Origin of the sequence: Gimesia sp., from assembly GCF_048262075.1 — a bacterium.
GTDB lineage: Bacteria > Planctomycetota > Planctomycetia > Planctomycetales > Planctomycetaceae > Gimesia.
Genome location: NZ_JBLXFK010000005.1, coordinates 1 through 17,303 on the forward strand (window position 1 = coordinate 1; position 17,303 = coordinate 17,303).

Genomic DNA, 17,303 nt, shown 5'->3' on the forward strand with positions numbered 1-17,303 from the left:
GACTCCTTGCTCATAAATTCCTCCTAAGAAGATTCTGAAGTATTCTTCAGGAGTCCGCCAGTCTTGGGCCATCGCACAACACTTCAAAAAGTGAAAGCTACCTGTGTTGCATTGGGTCTAAAGGAGACTCAATGGTGAACAACGTGAGCTTAGACTTCTCGATGTGTTTGACCTGACCAGAAATCTTGAGCATCCACAATGATATTACTGCCAAATTTAAAGTAGGGTATCCTGGTCTCTTTTAAGAGTTCCTTGAAATTCTTCTCCGTCATTCCAAAAAGCTGAGCCCAGATCTTACTGCTGTATTTTCCAGTTTGTGGAAAAGCTCCTGGAGACTTGGCAAGGTTAGCCACTAGTTCGAATGCAAATCTATCAGACTCAATGTATGTGCTTGATTCCGTCATGAGATCAAAACCTACCAGTGATTTATCTCGCTTTCTATCAGTTGCAGCAGCGCGTACCTCTGACGCAAACCGTATGCTTCAAAAGAATGAAGGAGCGTTTCCTAAGAGTCAGGAAGGACGCATGATGGATAGAATGACGCGATAAATATTTAGTGACACCTACAGCGGTCACTCCGCGGCTGCCCCCAGGCAGAAATGGAAATGTGGCTAAAAACCACTCCCAGACAACGGAATTGATTGTACCAGGAAACCCTGAACAAATCAATATACAAGTTGTTTTTTTGTTGGCCCCCCGGAAACGAAATATCACAGAATGATGCCTGTTTTATAGCTCTATATTATATTAGAAATTTACAATTCTACCCATCGTGTAAAATCCTGATGAAACATTTATTTTCTGTTATATAATCGGGCGTCTGTACTGACAAATACGAACTTACTGATCAGCTCAGGACTCATGATGGACTTTCAAAATCGTTTAAAAACAGATTTCAATTTCTCACTATCACGTCGCTCTTTCTTGAGCTCAGTTATTGCCAGCACTCTTGGAGTTCAGAACTACAATTCAAGGGCCTCTGAATCTCATGTTACCCCGAAAGCACAAATCGCAATTACCTTTGACCTGGAAATGAGTCGCCAGTATCCGCAACGTGAAATGATGGAATGGGATTTTCAAAAAGGGAACTTGAACCAGGAAACGAAAACCTATTCATTAAAGGCGGCTGAAATAGCATCCGGATTGAATGGAATCATCCATTACTTTTGTGTAGGACGCGTTCTGGAACAGGAAGATGTCAAATGGTTGAAAACGATCTCTGAGTTGGGACACCCGATTGGCAATCACACTTATGATCATGTTAATGTCTGGGCAACGGAGGCTGAGAAAACACAGTTTCGTTTCCAGCGTTCTCCCTGGCTTTTGGGTGGAAAGACAGCTGATCAAGTCATTCGTCAGAATATTCGCCTGACAACGGAGGCAATGAAACAGCGACTGAATATTTCACCTGATGGATTCCGGACCCCGGGAGGATCCACTACAGCATTGAATGATCGCGCAGACTTACAAAATATGCTATTAGCAGAAGGCTTCTCCTGGGTCAGTTCCAAATATCCCAGACACAAATACAGTCCTCCCAAGACGGAACCGGACAACGATATTTATCAGTCTATTCTCTCTGCACAGAAAGAAGCTCAACCTTATATTTATCCATCTGGTCTGGTTGAAATTCCCATGAGCCCCATCAGCGATGTCGGGGCATTTCGTACCAGTTTCTGGAAGTTGGAATATTTTCTGAAGTCGGTCGAACTCTGTATTCAACAGGTGATCGAGCAGGGAGGTGTCTTCGATTTCTTATGTCATCCATCAATCATGTATGTCGAAGACCCACATTTCGAAACCATCAAATTAATCTGCAAACTGGTCGATCAGTCACGCGGCAGGGCAGAGCTGGTTGGTTTAAGTGACATCGCAAAACGAGTGTCTCGGAACCAGTCTTGAGTTCCCTCTGAAAATCAGTCCTGGCAGGCTGAATTTCACCCCAGCTTACGACATCGCTCGTTTCCTGTCTTTTTGCTGGTGACATACGAGTTGAGTGGCGAACCTGTACCAATCTGCTTAGAATTAAAAACCTTCTGAATCCCGCTCGCCGTTCACGAAAGACACTCCCATGTCCGATCATAGCCAACCTGATCTTGAAGAAGAACTGGTACCCGATGAGGTCATACCACATCAGTCTCTACCTCCTCTGAAATATCAGGACCTTCCTCCGGCGATCTCCTGGCGAAAAATGATTGGCCCCAGCATTATGCTGGCAGGTCTCTCACTGGGATCGGGAGAATTCGTGCTCTGGCCTTATATCACCTATAAAACTGGCTTCGTCTTCTTCTGGGCCTGTCTACTGGGTGTACTCACACAATTTTTCATGAATATGGAAATTGAGCGCTGGACGCTGGCAACGGGGGAAAGTGCCATCACCGGATTCTGTCGACTGAATAAACACTGGGCCTGGATCATGCTGCTGTTGAACATCATACCCTGGGCGTGGCCGGGCTGGGCCACCGGTGCAGGTACGATGCTCAGCTGGACTTTTTTCGGGCCTGAGACGATTGCCAGTGTTCAAATCGATCCAACGCCTACTCAGTTTTCCCAGGATCGTCTGCCATCTGAAAAAATTGAGTACTCGACTGAAACTGGAGTTTTGAAATGGCGCGGAAAAATGAGTGCCCAAGAACGCGAGACACTTGGCAATACATTCACACAGAATCAAATTCATAATCATGCGCCGGAACTATATGAAAAAATCAACCAGGGGCAAGATTTGCAGTACGAGGCTAAATACAGCTCTTTCCTGGGAATCGCTGGTCTGCTACTGGTTGGCATTGTATTAACGACTGGACCCGTCGTTTATAACACGGTTGAAAAAATTCAAATCTTTCTGGTAGGCATGATCTTTGTCATTGCAGTGATCCTGGGCATTTATCTGATTGAGCCCTACGCAGTCACTTCCATGATGAAAGGTGCTGTCAATTTCGGTCAGATGCCCGATGAATCGAGTGGCTTGAAAACGATGGCATTACTCGGGGCACTGGCTTTTGCCGGCGCAGGTGGCACGATGAATCTCGGACAGAGTAATTTCATCAAAGACAAAGGTTACGGCATGGGCAAATTTATCGGACGCATAACCAGTCCGATTACCGGGCAGGAAGAAGCAGTCAGCGAAGTTGGCTACCATTTCAAACACACTCCTGAAAATCAGACTCGCTGGAAGCAGTGGTGGCGGGCTGCCAATATTGAGCACTTTTTCAGTTTCTTCCTGACTTGTCTGGCATGCCTGATTTTATTATCTCTGATTTCTTATTCTTTGTTCTATAACGCCGACGGACAATTAAAAGAAGGAGTCTCCCAGTTTGGGACCGGTCTCAATTTCATCTGGGGACAGGCTATCTTGCTGGAAGGACGTCTCGGCGGTACCTTCAAGTTAATGTTTCTTCTGATGGGAGCAGCCATCTTACTGACTACCGAACTGGGTGTGCTGGATGCGACCGCGCGTATTTCAGCTGATATCCTGAAAGTCAATTATCTCAGAAATAATGCAAACTGGTCACTGAGTAAGTTATACTACTGCTTTCTCTGGGGCGAGATTCTGTTGGGTTCTGCAATCCTGCTTTACGGTTCTGTCAATCCACACTTCAAACAACCTCTGTTTCTGATCGAAACATCAGCGGCTATGAACGGAGGCGTGATGTTTTTGTATTCGATGATCCTGTTATATATGAACTCGAAAATTCTCAGTCGCAGTATCAGTACCAGCCCGATTCGATTTATAGCGATGGTTTGGGCCGCAGCATTCTTTGGATACTTCAGTCTGCAGGCTTTTCGCGTGCAGATTATTCCTTATTTTTCTTCTTTCTTCTAAGTTTAATCCTCCACTACCCTACTGCCCTCAGGTAATTTCCAGGCCCATCACATGCACTCCTCAGCTCTCTTCTCTTTATTTAAGCAGCCATCCCTCTCTATACGACTTTATAGTTGCCTGCTAATTGTCTGGCTACTGGCAGGTTCACCAGCTATTTCATCCGCAGATGCTGCAACCTGGTTTGTGAATAATCAGACTGGTAATGATAATCATGATGGAATCACACAAGCGACTGCAGTTGCCACGATCTCCAAAGCGATCTCTTTTGCAGAAACCAGTGATACTCTGGAACTCGCTAACACAGGGATCCCCTACCAGGAAACCATGCTGTTCCGCAATTTGGGAGGGCGGCCTGATCGTCCATTTATCGTCGAAGGGAATGGGGCCGTATTATCTGGATTGAGAACTATCGACGCACCCAAATGGGAAAACGTCTCTGAAAACCTGTATGTGTTCCCACTTGAAAAAACCCCTTATGGGAATCCCTTTCTTGTATCGCGAGGTAAACGCGTACCTCAAGTCAAAAGGCAGGAACTCCTCCAGACAGGTCAGCATTACTGGGACCGCAGTGGAAATAAAATCTATTTTCTTTGCGCTCCCGGAAAGCAACCGGCTGACTATGAACTGGAAGCAACATTACGAGTCAGCGGTTTCACACTCACCAGCGCCAGCTATATCGTCTGTCGCAATCTGTCAGCTGAATTTTTCTCAAATGACGGATTTAATATCCACGGCGACTGTCGCGGCATTCGACTTGAAAATGTGATCGCCCGCCATAACGGTGACGATGGAATTTCGATTCATGAATCAGGTGGATTGATCGTTCAAAATGCTTATGTCCATGATAACTTTTTTGGCATTCAAGACGTGAACGCTTCGCGGTCAGTTTATAACGGCGTACTGGCAGAGCGAAACCAGATTGGAGTCAGCCTGGTAGGAGGCTATCATTCCCTTGTTGATTGCCAGATCAGAGACAGCGTTCAAAAAGAAATCGATATTGCAGGCTCAGTTCCAAGACACTTAATTGGTTCAGAACACAATCCTCTCTGCAAGACAATACTATTTGGACAAAATGTATCGCTATTTGGAAACGGAAATCAGACGGGATTGAGTGTTCGCAATGGCGCAACCGTTATCTTAGAACGTTCGGTCATCTCTGATTCGCAGACTGGCCTGACTATAGATTCTACCAGCTTCTGCCATATGACGCAGACAGCAATTATTGATTGCAAAACCACCCTGAAATCGAATTCAAAGCGTTCCTATTTTGACTACAATTATTATACACCAGGTCAGATCAGCTGGCAGAATACACTTTTTCAGGTCGGGCAGTTTTCAGATTATGTGGCGACATCAAAAGAGGATTCCAACTCCCATGTCGGTCCTCTGAAAGTGGAACCAGAGGGTCTCGTTGTGTTACCATCTGGACGAGAAAATACGACAACGAAATTGAAACTCGGTCCATCAGCTCCCTTCACATCAACATTTCCGGATGTCGAACCATAAAGATATCCACTTCCGCGACGGTTTTGAGTCCTTTCTCAGCCTTTAATACTTCTCAATCGCATCACTTTTTACCGTGAGATCTCTCGTATTTGGATAGCCAGTCCAGATACCCCGGAGCTGCTCCAGTAAACCTGGACACAGTCTAATATCCCTGTTGCGTCGGTCCTAATACCTTCAGATCAGGCTTTCATCAGCTATTTTGTAATGAGTTGGACTTCCATTACTGAGTCTGTCGAAAAGGGATTGCCTCAAATTCCGTGATTTTACATAATACAGGCGATCTGGCGAGGACTGTCAAATCTCAGTCCCGTCACTGTTTACGTGACAAAAATATCTAATGCGGTGCCTGCTCCGCTATTGTAAATCGTCTGGAAGTTCCTCTGATCGAAAGAAATAGACATGTCCATATTCAATGATAATTCTGAAACAATCGGCCGAACTCCGCTGGTTAAAATCAATCACCTGACTGAAGGACTTAAGGCGACGGTACTGGCAAAAATTGAAGGACGAAATCCTGCCTACAGTGTGAAATGCCGGATTGGAGCCAACATGATCTGGGACGCGGAAAAAAGCGGAAAGTTGAAGCCGGGCATGCAGGTCGTTGAGCCAACCAGTGGTAATACAGGAATTGCTCTTGCCTTTGTTTGTGCGGCACGGGGATATCAATTAACACTCACCATGCCAGATTCCATGTCGGTGGAGCGTCGACTGATGCTGAAAGGCTTTGGCGCGAATCTGGTCCTCACTCCTGGCGCAGATGGAATGAAGGGCGCCATCCAAAAAGCAGAGGAACTGGCAGCCAGCCCTGAATTTTTCATGCCACAGCAATTTGAAAATCCAGCCAACCCGGAAATTCACTTCAAGACAACCGGCCCCGAAATTCTGAAAGACACCGAAGGTCAGATTGATTACTTCGTTGCAGGTGTCGGCACGGGGGGAACGATCACAGGCGTCTCCCAATTTCTAAAACAGGAGCAGGGATTGAAAGTAAAATCTATTGCTGTTGAACCTACCAGCAGCCCAGTCCTCTCCGGCGGTGAGCCTGGAAAACATAAAATCCAGGGGATCGGAGCAGGTTTTATTCCCGGTAACTGTGATACATCGCTGATTGATGAAGTCATTCAAGTCACTGATGACGAAGCGTTTGATATGGCCAGTCAACTTGCCCGACGCGAAGGGATCACTTGTGGAATCAGTTGTGGTGCCGCGATGCATGCAGCTCTGGAGATCGCAAAGCGTCCGGAAGCGGAAGGTAAAACCATTGTCGTCATTTTGCCCGACTCTGGTGAACGTTATCTTTCCACATCACTGTTTGATGATGCACGTTGAACGTTTCTGCTGCTACAAGAAATTGAAGAGAATCAGTTCCGGACAGGTTTCCAGCAAAGAACTGCTGTACAAAGATCTTTACATCCAGTTCTCCTGCCGGAACGGTAGCCACCAGCGGTCAGCGGCTGTATTCTTCTTTAAAACAGAAATCACATAGAACCCCCAGACTAGATCGGTGTCTTTCGTCACAGCACGTCAGTCAGCAATAGTTACGGGGATTTTTTCAGATATTCACACAGATTTGGATAGTTAACCATGCGTTTTGAAACCAAGTGCGTACATACCGGAGTTGATAAGGACAGTACTTTTAACAGCTGTACAACGCCAATCTATACCTCATCAACTTTCTACTGGGACAGCCTGGAAAGCCACAAGGGATTTGATTACACCCGAAGTGGCAACCCGACCCGCAGCGCCATGGAAGAGAATATTGCTGCTTTAGAAGGGGGAGTTTCCTGCCGGGCCACAGCGACCGGGATGGCTGCCATTACTCTGGCGATGCATCTGTTTAAGCCTGGCGACCATATCATTGCCGGTGATGATATTTATGGTGGCACCTATCGACTGTTTGCGGATGTTTTCACCAAGTGGGGGATTACATTTTCGTTTGTAAAAATGAGTGACGCGGAAAATGTTCAGTCAGCTATCACGCCAGAAACCAAAGCGATCTGGATTGAGACTCCCAGTAACCCTCTGTTGAACCTGGTTGATATTAAAGCTGTGACTCAGATTGCCGCCAATTCCGATTCAGATATTTTGACTATCGCTGACAATACTTTTTGTTCTCCTTATCTGCAGCGACCTATTGAATTCGGTGTTGATCTCGTTTTGCATTCGACAACAAAATACTTAAATGGTCATTCCGATGTTGTAGGAGGTTGTGTTGTCTCGCGTACTGAAGAACTGGCCGAACGCGTTGCTTATGTATCGAATGCCCTGGGTCTGGGTTGTGCTCCCTTTGATGCCTGGCTGGTATTAAGGGGAATTAAAACCCTGGGACCACGCATGGAAGCACACCAGCGTGGAGCAATGACCTTAGCACGAATGCTGGAATCCCATCCTAAAGTAGAGCGGGTCTATTATCCGGGCCTGGAATCTCATCCTCACCATGAGTTGGCAAAACGACAACAGGATGGGTTTGGAGGCATGCTGAGTTTCGATGTGCAGGACGGCCGCCCTGTTGCTGAAAAAGTCATGCTCAATTCCAAGTTGTTCCTGCTGGCAGAATCACTGGGTGGTGTAGAATCCTTAATTGAATACCCCGAAAGCATGAGCCATGCATCAATGACGCTGGAAGCACGCCGTGCTGCCGGCATCACAGAAAAAACAGTACGAGTTTCAGTGGGGATCGAAAGCCCTGAAGACCTTGTCGCCGATCTGAAACAGGCTTTAGACAGTTGATCTGAGCGTCGCTTGTGACTTCCTGATTACAAAAGCAGTGAAATGAAGTCGAACTTCGTTCCACTGCTGCAGGGAGTCAGTGAATTCTCATAGAAGTAAGCACTGAGCGCGTGCAATATGCGTTTCCATTGTGATATGATGTTCTATTGGGTTAAAAATTTGATTCCAATGAAACTCTACTTCGATCCTGTATCGATCAGACTGTTTTCCGATCAAGATACTTTTTCCACAGTTTAACCTTCAGGAAGCTAAGAAGGCCGAGGTTATGAGTATAGATTCCTACGATCCCTGTCCATGTAACAGTGGTAAAAAATATAAATTCTGCTGTCATTCTGTCGGCGATGAAATCAGTAAGATTTCGCATCTGCATGAAACTCATCAGACAGCAACTGCGTTACAACTACTGGATCGGCTCAAAAAGAATCATCCAGATCAGCCTTTAAGCTTCATCACTGAAGCTCAGATCCTGATGGCAGAACGACGGTTTGAAGACGCGATTGCCCCGTTAACTCAATGCCTTGAGCATGACCCGGATCACCCGGCTGCCCATTCGCTACTGGCAACTTCTTCTTTCCTGGCTTATGGTTATAAGCATTCACAAAAAACGATTTATACCGCGTTTCAGAAATGTGCAGCCGTAGATGTCAGCCTGGCAACTCCATTGGCCATCAGCATTGCCATCGCACTGCAGATGCGAGGATACTACCTGGCTGCTCGCGAACATTTTGCCTTGGCGATGCGAGTTGCCTCTCAGGAATATCAGCAGAACCTGTTCATGAATCTGCTGGAGTTTGACGGAGATGATCAAATTCCCTACCAGTTTCGGGGTGTCCATATTCTGGAACGATGTACTCTGGAAGACACAGAGCAACAAGCCACATTTGAAAAAGCCCAACGCCTGGCGAATTTTGGCTGCTATCGATCTGCGGCAGGGCTTTTTAAACAACTGGCGGAAACTGCTGGACTGGTCACACTCTGGAAAAATACAGCCTTTTGCTATGCCTGGGCTACAGATGAAGTCAAAGCTGCTGAACTGTTTCACCAGGCAGCCAGCCTCGAAACGGATTTTGCTGAAGCGGTTGAACTGGAAACGCTGGCGCAGTTACTCGACCTCAATAATACTGCGGACGTGATCAATTCCATTGAAAATATATTCGAAGTGGAATCCATTTCACGCTTTCTGACTCTGCTGGAACAGCATCCACAAATATTACGCGGCAACGTACCTCCTCCGCAGGAGCAGAATCCGGAAGAAAACAGCCCCATTGCCTACTTCCAGATCACCAACACTCCCGTCGATGCCGAATCGAAGGGGGAAAATATTACACTTGAAAATGTTCCAACGGTCATTGGCGATATTGATGTCTTCGATGCAGATCGACAAATCGGTCAACCAGCGCTGATTCATCTGTATGCGTATGAAGGCGATCAACGGACGCTTGCAGAGAATCTCTTTGACGAAGCGCTAGGCGATCAGGGCAAATCAGACTGTGGTTTAAAAGTCGTAGAACGTGACAGCGAAGAAAACGGGAATCCACTTTCCCCCATCCCGATAGAGCAATGGCCGCTCTTTTTTCGCTGGAGCTTCCCTCAAAAAATGCCGATTATCAAACGGCGAGAACTGGAGGCCCTACAGTGGAAAAAACTTCTTTCTGAAACCTGGCCCCATACAAAACTGGCCGGTCTGAATGGAAAAACTCCCAAAGAAGCTGCCTCCGATGAAGACTTGAAAATGGCTTTGACAGCGGCTGCGTATGTTCTTGATGCACAAACCCTGTCTCTGGGACATTTTCTGGACTTTTCAGAACTCGACCCAGAGCTTGGTCTGACCGAGTTGCCCAGCCTGGAAGTAAATGAGTCTTCCCATTTCAATACCTGCTCTTCGATGACGCAAAACCGGATTCCTCCAAAAGTACTCAGCGATTCACAGTTGATGTATATATTCAATCGCGCTCTGCTGATTCGGCATCCCCGCTTTCTCTATGATGTTTTGATCGAAGTACTCAATCGTGACGAATGCAAAAAAGAAGTGGATCTGGATCGAGTCTACACGACACTGACAGAGATCTGCCATAAAAAAAATCAACGAGGGGAAATGCTGACCTGGATCAAAAAAGGACAGGAGAATTCGCAGTCACAACCCGATAAAGCATTTGAAAATGAAATGCAGTGGAAAATGCGCGAACTTTCCTTCCGACTGGAAGACACCTCTGATCCTGGGCTTTCTGACTTTATGAAAGAAATCTGGGATAAATATGGTAAAAAAACACCTCAAATCAAAGAATACCTCATGGCCTTTGCCCAAGCCTTTGAATTGGATGTTCCATGGATGAAAGAGGCTTCACTGTTAGATACAGGCAAGCCCGGCGGAAATGCCTCTGGTGAGGGGATCTGGTCACCCGGTGATGCTGCTCCCGATACAGACTCCGGACAGAAACTCTGGATCCCGGGGCAATCCTGAGTAGAACCGAGTCCGATTTAAGTTAATCATTTCGAGTACCATTTTTTCAAATCGGTCCCTGCAGGAAAGTATATCAGACTGTGGATCCTATCAGAGTGTTTTCCAGTCCCGAAGACGTCATGCAGCGTGCCTTGGAGCTGGCTCGTCTGGGTGCAGGCTCCGTTGAACCCAACCCTGCTGTTGGATCGGTAATTGTGGATGACAATCTGCGTTTGATTGGTGAAGGATATCATCAAGAGTGTGGAGGCCCCCATGCAGAAATCCACGCACTTAACATGGCTGGCAATCAGTCTCGGGGCAAAACCATTTATGTCACGCTCGAACCCTGTTGTCATCAGGGCAAAACCGGTCCCTGTTCTCAGGCCCTGATCCGGGCGGGGATAAAAAAAGCCGTGATTGCGATGCGCGATCCGGCACCTCACGTTGACGGTGGTGGTATTCAAGAACTGAAACAAGCAGGCATCGAAGTGGATGTTGGTCTGCTGGAACCAGAGGCGCTAGCTCTGGTCCGCCCGTTTGTGAAACGAGTGACGCAAGGCTTGCCCTGGATCCATGCCAAGTGGGCGATGACACTGGATGGGAAAATTGCAACACGGACGGGCCATTCACAGTGGATCTCTAATCAACGCTCACGGGAACGGGTGCATGAATTACGAGGCCGTATGGATGGAATCATTGTCGGCCAAAAAACAGCAGTTGCCGATGATCCACTACTCACAGCCCGACCACCCGGTAAACGAATACCGGCCCGTATTATCATCGATTCGCAGGCCAGCCTTTCGATTCAATCCCGACTGATTCAGACCGTTGCCGAGGCGCCTGTAATTGTTGTCGCGCACCCCTCAGCTTCTCAAGAAAAGATCAACCTACTGGAACAAGCAGGAGTTGAAGTATTGCAGATTCCCGGTTCCGCCAGCGAAATGGAGAGTCAACCAAACCTGCAACAATGCATGCAGGAACTGTCTCGACGGGAAATGACAAATATTCTGGTAGAAGGGGGAGGCAGTTTACTGGGCTCCTGCTTTGATCAAAGACTCATTGATGAAGTCCATGTCTTTATCGCACCGAAGATTATTGGTGGGGCAAAGGCAGTGACCCCCATTGCCGGTAAAGGTCTGGAGATGATTCCTGAACTACATAACATTCGTGAGAATCAGATCCAACAGCTGGATTCAGACCTATATGTGAATGGTCTGCTTGAGTACCCCGCATGAGCGAGTCCAACTGGTTAATGCAGCGAGCGTGAGAGTGTATCGAGCAAAGTGCGCAACTCAGGGCGTTGTCTGATTACTCCTACTAACGCATACTTACTCAGATTGCTGCCATACATCTGGCGATTCAGAGTAGGGCGGACTTCGTGTTTGAAATAGCGGTCCTGGCGCAACCGAATGGCGGCGTAACTGGCGGCCATCGCCACCAGTCCCAATCCCAGATCGATATACCAGCCCCCCCATCCCAGACCAAGCGACTCATGGATCACGACACAGGTCCAGAACCAGGCCAGAATCGAGATCCACACAGGGCGGGCTACCAGTGCGTTCAGACGCTCATTGGCGTGTACGAGATGGCCATAAAATTCGGGACTTGCCATTTCGTCGAGAGGACGCTCCTTCTGAAAATTCTCGCAGATCAGTTCACCGTGATTGCGTGAAACAATCACAGACTCTCCCTCCTCCGGGAGAAAATCAGCTAGATATTCCAATTCCTCAAAGGGTGAACTCATCCCGTGCCCCTTACACTTTTTCCCACCAGCAGTGGAATTTTAATTAATATTTATCTCAACCTGAGCCACAATCTAATGTGTCAGGAAAAAGAATCCAAATTCAGTTTTATTTACCTTCTGTGTATCATCTTAAAATGATCGAATGACATCTATTATTTTATCTAAATCATTTTCAACGACAATAGGTCCGTTGGAAAAAGGAGCTGTATTCACTCCATGGCTCGATAGTTTCTCATCCATATGTTCATCAGTTGCTGAATGATAGGCAACGGTGGCATTCGGGTCTTTCAGCTGATGTCCTGTTAAAACACAGACGACGCGATCACCGGCAGCTATCACACCTTCACTTTTCAGCAGTTTTGCTCCGGCGACGCTGGCTGCACTTGCTGGCTCACATCCGAATCCACCTGCACCCACTTGTGCTTTCGCATCCAGAATCTGTTGATCATCCACTTCTCGAACAACCCCATCACAGACATCCAGAGCACGTAAAGCCTTGGAGAAATTCACAGGCCTGTTAATTTCTATTGCACTGGCTAATGTAGAAGCCCGGCGGTTTTCTGCATCCATCTGTGTAAAAAAATCAGTTGATTGACTAAGGTCATAATTACCACCATTCCAGCGCAGACCGTGTTGTTCATAGAGTTGATATAGAGTATTGGCTCCCTGAGCATTGATAATCGCCAGTCGCGGGATGCGGTCGATCAACCCCAGTTGTTTCAGCTCCATAAATGCTTTGCCGAAGGCACTGGAATTGCCGAGATTTCCACCAGGTACCACGATCCAATCTGGGACTTCCCAATTCAGACTTTCGAGAACACGAAACATGATCGACTTCTGGCCTTCCAGTCGAAATGGATTCACGCTGTTACAGAGGTAAATTCCTTCCTGAGTACAAACTTCACGCACCCGGGCCAGCGCGTCATCAAAGTCTCCCTGAATCTGTACTGTTTTGGCACCATAGTCGAGCGCCTGTGATAATTTTCCAAACGCAATTTTACCACTGCCGACAAATACAACGACTTTGAACTTCTGAGCGACACTGGAATAGATCGCCAGTGAAGCACTGGTATTTCCTGTTGAAGCACATGCGGCAACTTTCGCTCCTACCATGACTGCGTGTGTGGAAGCGGCTGTCATCCCGTTATCTTTAAAGCTGCCTGAGGGATTCAGCCCTTCGTATTGCAGGTATAAGCTATCTTCATTCAGTCCCGCGTAACGTGCGACGGGAGCCGATGCTTTCAGCATGGTCTGGCCTTCGCCGATCGTGATGATCTGGTCGTCCTGTGCGAATGGCAGTAATTCCCGGAATCTCCAGACGCCACTGAAATCAATGGGATTGTTTCGCGTACTCCAGCGTTTCTCAAACTCCCGCAGTGACTGAGGCACCGGAACCTGATCCCAGTGATAGTTCACATCCAGCAATTCGCCACACTTGGGACAGCTGGTTAAGACTTCGTCCAGGGAATAAGTCGCCTCGCAGGCAGGCGAAATGCATTTCTGGTAAGCAAGCTCAGTCGATACAGTGGAAATCGTCTTCTCTCCTCAGTTTCAAGACAGGTTCGATAATTGGTATTAAAACAGACTTTGGTCTGCTGGCGATATTGTCCTGACCACAACTACGATTGGCAACAGAAAGCGTCTCGATTCAAACCGTTTTTCCGGGAAGTTCGCCTGATCATAAAGAATGTACCGTATCTCCCATCTTGAAATAATACTTCTAACGTCTTACATTGATTTGATTAACAACCTTTTCTATTGATCCGTTCATTAAAACCTCATTCAGCAGGCAGTAGATCCATGTTCGAACTTTCTAAGGTACAAGCCGCGTTGGAACAGTTTTCTCTGGATGGCTGGCTGTTATACGATTTTCGCGGAAATAATATTCTGGCCCGCAGAATTCTTGATATCCCCAATGATGCGATGGGGTCACGCCGCTTTTTTTACTTTATTCCCCGTTCTGGTGAACCTGTCAAACTGGTTCATCGTATCGAATCCGAGGCCCTCGATCATTTACCGGGCAAGAAAATTATCTACCTGAAATGGCAGGAGTTGGAAGCGGGAATCAAAACAATACTGAAGGAGACCGAACGGGTCGCAATGGAATACTCGCCACGGAATGCGAATCCGTATATTTCCCGTGTCGACGCAGGTACGGTTGAACTTGTAAGTGAATCGGTTGAGTCCGTTGTTCCCTCAGGTGATCTGGTACAATTATTCGAAGCTGTCTGGGATCAGGAACAGTGGGAACTGCATCAACGAGCGGGAGTCCACACTGACAAAGCGTTCGAAGTTGCCTGGAAATTTATAGCGACCCAAATCCGAGAGCAGGGGAGTGTAGAGGAACAGGCGGTGTGTGATGTCATCATGCAGCATTTTCAAGAGACCGGATTGACGACTTACCACCCTCCCATCGTCGCGCGCGAAGCACACAGTGGCGACCCGCATTACGAAACCGGAACTGGTGAGGAAACATTAATCCGGGAAGATGAATTCGTTCTGATCGACCTATGGGCCAAACTGGATGTGCCACGCGGCGTTTATAGTGATATGACCCGTGTCGGATTCACTGGCACAGAAGTCCCGGAAAAGTACTCGCGAATTTTTCAGATTGTAGCAGCTGCACGCGATGCAGGAATCACACTGGTGGAGCAGTCGTTTCAATCAAACAATCCCCTGCAAGGCTGGGAAGTTGATCAGGCATGCCGAGATGTGATTGAAGCGGCCGGCTACGGAGAATATTTTGTGCATCGAACCGGGCATAGCATCGGGCAGGAAACGCACGGCAATGGGGCGAACATGGACAACCTGGAAACGCATGAAGAGCGACTGGTATTACCTCAAACGTGCTTCTCGATCGAACCGGGAATCTATCTCCCGGAATTTGGTGTGCGCAGTGAAGTCAATGTTTTCATCGATGAGGAACACCTGGTGCATGTAACAGCAGGAAAACGCCAGGCAGAGATCCTGCCGATAATGGCAGAGTTTTAAACTGTGTCCCGTTTTACTGTAGCGTCTCCAATTCTATCCGAACCAGATCTGATAGTGTTGGAGACGCTATTGTCTGCGTGAATGTTCTTTTGACTGGAGTCCCGCGCAACTGGGATTACTCCTGATCGATACGTAGCATCTCATCCAGAATGACGGGGTGCCAGAGATCGTCGCGCTGCGTTACATCAATGTAGTTCTTTCTTGCCCAGGTGCGCAGCCTCATCTCCTCTATAGCATCGACTGATAGTCTGTCTGCTTCTTCTGCTGAAAAAGGAATTGTAGCTGAAATACCCAACGGTCTTCTCCTCACGCTAAAAGTTTTGAGAATGAAACTCGGCGAACCAGCTTCCTGCAGCCGCGCGACCCAATTTGTTAAAGAACTCCCTGAACTCTCTGTGGCTAATTCCGGTTAAGGAATTTGAAGCAGGTGAGAGAGCCGTTTCAGGTCTCCGGTGAAAAAACCACTCCTGATATTAATCACCAGAATTGACAAATATTGTATCTAATACGGTGTAAATTCAAGTCGAAAATAGACCTGTAAAGCGATAAACGACGGAAGAGCAGGGCCTGCTTAGAGTTAGAATTTTGCTCATTTCACCGACCGGAACCGGATATCTGCCAATATCAGCCTTATTTCTCTAGCGTGACATCGACGGTAGCCCCCATAGGGAATTCAGGCCAGAGAGGTCCGGCGGGTTCAACATACACCAGAATAATACTTTCTGTCGAACCAGGTTGTTGAATTGCCTGCTCTGAAATTCTCTGGATGGTTCCTTTCCCTTTCAAATTTCCGGAAAACATGATTTTGACATTTTTCCCTTCGTTAAACAGGGAAATTTTCCGGGAGGGCACTTCCACGACAAGAAACGGGTGCTCTTTATCAAAGAGTTCCACAATCGGAGCACCTTTCTTGACAGGGTCCCCTTTTTCATTGGCAAAGATACCGACGGTTCCATACCTACCGGCTTTCAATTGCAAAGCATCTCGCTGTGATTCCAGTTGTTTCAACTCCTGTCTCACTCGATCCAGGCGGTTTTTAATGACTTCGACTCCCATGGCAACACGAATTTGAGCTGGTAGTTTCCGCTGGATTGACTTCAATTCTTCCATCTGATCTTCACAGAGCTTGACGCGTGCAGCAAATACTTCGGCTGAATTTCGGGCAGATTCCTGTCGCAACATGGCTGTGATTCGATTTTCGTCCGGTAACCTGCTTTCATAGACCAGCGAGCGAAAAACATCCTCATTGGATCCGTTACTCGAAATAGAATCATAGTCTTGTAGAAAGTCCTGCCAGGCCAGATTGGTTATCTGATGTATATACTTTTCTTTAAGATACTGAGATGATTTCAATTTGGCATTAAAGACTTCTGATTCGATTTCTTTATTGCGTAAAGCCAGTTCGACTTCACTCTTCGCTTTAGACTGCTCCAGTTCAGACTCAAGCATCACCAGTTCCTGCTGTTTAGACTTCCAGCTCTTCTCAAGGCTTCGGTCATACAGCGTCAAAATTGTTTCTCCGCTGGAAACCGTTTGACCTTCATGGACATGAACGTCCTGAATGATGGCATCATTTTTCGCTGTGATGATGGTCTTAGGGGCCTGTAATGATCCCACATACGTCTCCACGCGAACGCCACGTATCCACTGGGCACAAAATATTCCCCCTGCTAAGGCTATGAATAATATGACAATCGCCCGAACTCCAAACGTCGACTGGTGCTCGTGAAGATGGTCTTGTACCTGATAGTCATCTAATAATTCAGAAGGCATTTCTGGCTGTCCTACAATCATCCAGTCTCATTCAATCATCCCGCATGCGTGACACAACACGCCTCTTATCGAATCGGATCCTGAACGACCAGAATTTACCTCAAAACCAGCAAAACCCACACGACCGCACAGTTCGCTGTTAAACTTTAACGTTTACGGAGACTGACTCTTTCTACCACCCAAGAAACATGCCCTTGTGTCCACTTATTTATTTTCTACTCTACTCCTCTTCAAGCATTCGCATTTCACATTTTCTTCCGATAGGATGGTACTTAACATGAGCTTCTCAGCCAGCAGAT

Annotated in this window: 12 protein-coding genes; 8 read left to right on the plus strand and 4 right to left on the minus strand. The window is 47.1% G+C overall.

Features of this window, described 5'->3' with window-relative positions:
• The first annotated feature begins 1,032 nt into the window (after nucleotides 1-1,032).
• The 7 genes from ACN0YH_RS11745 (at nucleotide 1,033) to ribD (ending at nucleotide 11,731) form a co-directional block, all read left to right on the plus strand.
• Nucleotides 1,033-1,902, plus strand: coding sequence for a polysaccharide deacetylase family protein (locus ACN0YH_RS11745; RefSeq protein ID WP_417379753.1), 870 nt, complete (start codon nucleotides 1,033-1,035; stop codon nucleotides 1,900-1,902).
• A 169-nt stretch (nucleotides 1,903-2,071) separates the two neighbouring features.
• Nucleotides 2,072-3,820 carry an Nramp family divalent metal transporter gene (locus tag ACN0YH_RS11750; protein ID WP_417379754.1) on the plus strand — a complete coding sequence of 583 codons (1,749 nt, stop codon included), beginning with the start codon at nucleotides 2,072-2,074 and terminating at the stop codon, nucleotides 3,818-3,820.
• Between the two features lie 183 nt (nucleotides 3,821-4,003).
• Nucleotides 4,004-5,326: a hypothetical protein gene (locus ACN0YH_RS11755; RefSeq protein ID WP_417379755.1), complete on the plus strand. Its 1,323-nt coding sequence runs from the start codon at nucleotides 4,004-4,006 to the stop codon at nucleotides 5,324-5,326.
• A 399-nt stretch (nucleotides 5,327-5,725) separates the two neighbouring features.
• Nucleotides 5,726-6,655, plus strand: coding sequence for a cysteine synthase A (gene cysK / locus ACN0YH_RS11760; protein ID WP_417379756.1), 930 nt, complete (start codon nucleotides 5,726-5,728; stop codon nucleotides 6,653-6,655).
• Nucleotides 6,656-6,910: 255 nt separating this feature from the next.
• On the plus strand, nucleotides 6,911-8,056 hold the full coding sequence (locus ACN0YH_RS11765; RefSeq protein WP_417379757.1) for a trans-sulfuration enzyme family protein: 1,146 nt from the start codon (nucleotides 6,911-6,913) through the stop codon (nucleotides 8,054-8,056).
• A 265-nt stretch (nucleotides 8,057-8,321) separates the two neighbouring features.
• Nucleotides 8,322-10,517, plus strand: coding sequence for a tetratricopeptide repeat protein (locus ACN0YH_RS11770; protein WP_417379758.1), 2,196 nt, complete (start codon nucleotides 8,322-8,324; stop codon nucleotides 10,515-10,517).
• Nucleotides 10,518-10,597: 80 nt separating this feature from the next.
• A complete protein-coding gene (ribD, locus tag ACN0YH_RS11775) occupies nucleotides 10,598-11,731 on the plus strand; it encodes a bifunctional diaminohydroxyphosphoribosylaminopyrimidine deaminase/5-amino-6-(5-phosphoribosylamino)uracil reductase RibD (protein WP_417379759.1) in 1,134 nt (377 codons plus the stop codon).
• A 14-nt stretch (nucleotides 11,732-11,745) separates the two neighbouring features.
• Here the strand turns inward: ribD and ACN0YH_RS11780 are convergent, their stop codons facing one another.
• The gene (locus tag ACN0YH_RS11780; protein WP_417379760.1) at nucleotides 11,746-12,240 is read right to left on the minus strand and encodes a hypothetical protein; all 495 of its coding nucleotides are present in this window, start codon (nucleotides 12,238-12,240) and stop codon (nucleotides 11,746-11,748) included.
• 129 nt (nucleotides 12,241-12,369) lie between these two features.
• Complete coding sequence (gene thrC, locus ACN0YH_RS11785; RefSeq protein ID WP_417380082.1) at nucleotides 12,370-13,773, minus strand: threonine synthase; 1,404 nt, start codon at nucleotides 13,771-13,773, stop codon at nucleotides 12,370-12,372.
• A gap of 267 nt (nucleotides 13,774-14,040) precedes the next feature.
• Between thrC and ACN0YH_RS11790 the strand changes: the two genes are divergently transcribed.
• Nucleotides 14,041-15,231: a M24 family metallopeptidase gene (locus ACN0YH_RS11790; protein ID WP_417379761.1), complete on the plus strand. Its 1,191-nt coding sequence runs from the start codon at nucleotides 14,041-14,043 to the stop codon at nucleotides 15,229-15,231.
• 115 nt (nucleotides 15,232-15,346) lie between these two features.
• Here ACN0YH_RS11790 and ACN0YH_RS11795 read toward each other — a convergent pair whose 3' ends face one another.
• Nucleotides 15,347-15,526 carry a hypothetical protein gene (locus ACN0YH_RS11795; protein ID WP_417379762.1) on the minus strand — a complete coding sequence of 60 codons (180 nt, stop codon included), beginning with the start codon at nucleotides 15,524-15,526 and terminating at the stop codon, nucleotides 15,347-15,349.
• Between the two features lie 335 nt (nucleotides 15,527-15,861).
• Nucleotides 15,862-17,004 carry an HlyD family secretion protein gene (locus ACN0YH_RS11800; protein WP_417379763.1) on the minus strand — a complete coding sequence of 381 codons (1,143 nt, stop codon included), beginning with the start codon at nucleotides 17,002-17,004 and terminating at the stop codon, nucleotides 15,862-15,864.
• Nucleotides 17,005-17,303 lie beyond the last annotated feature (299 nt).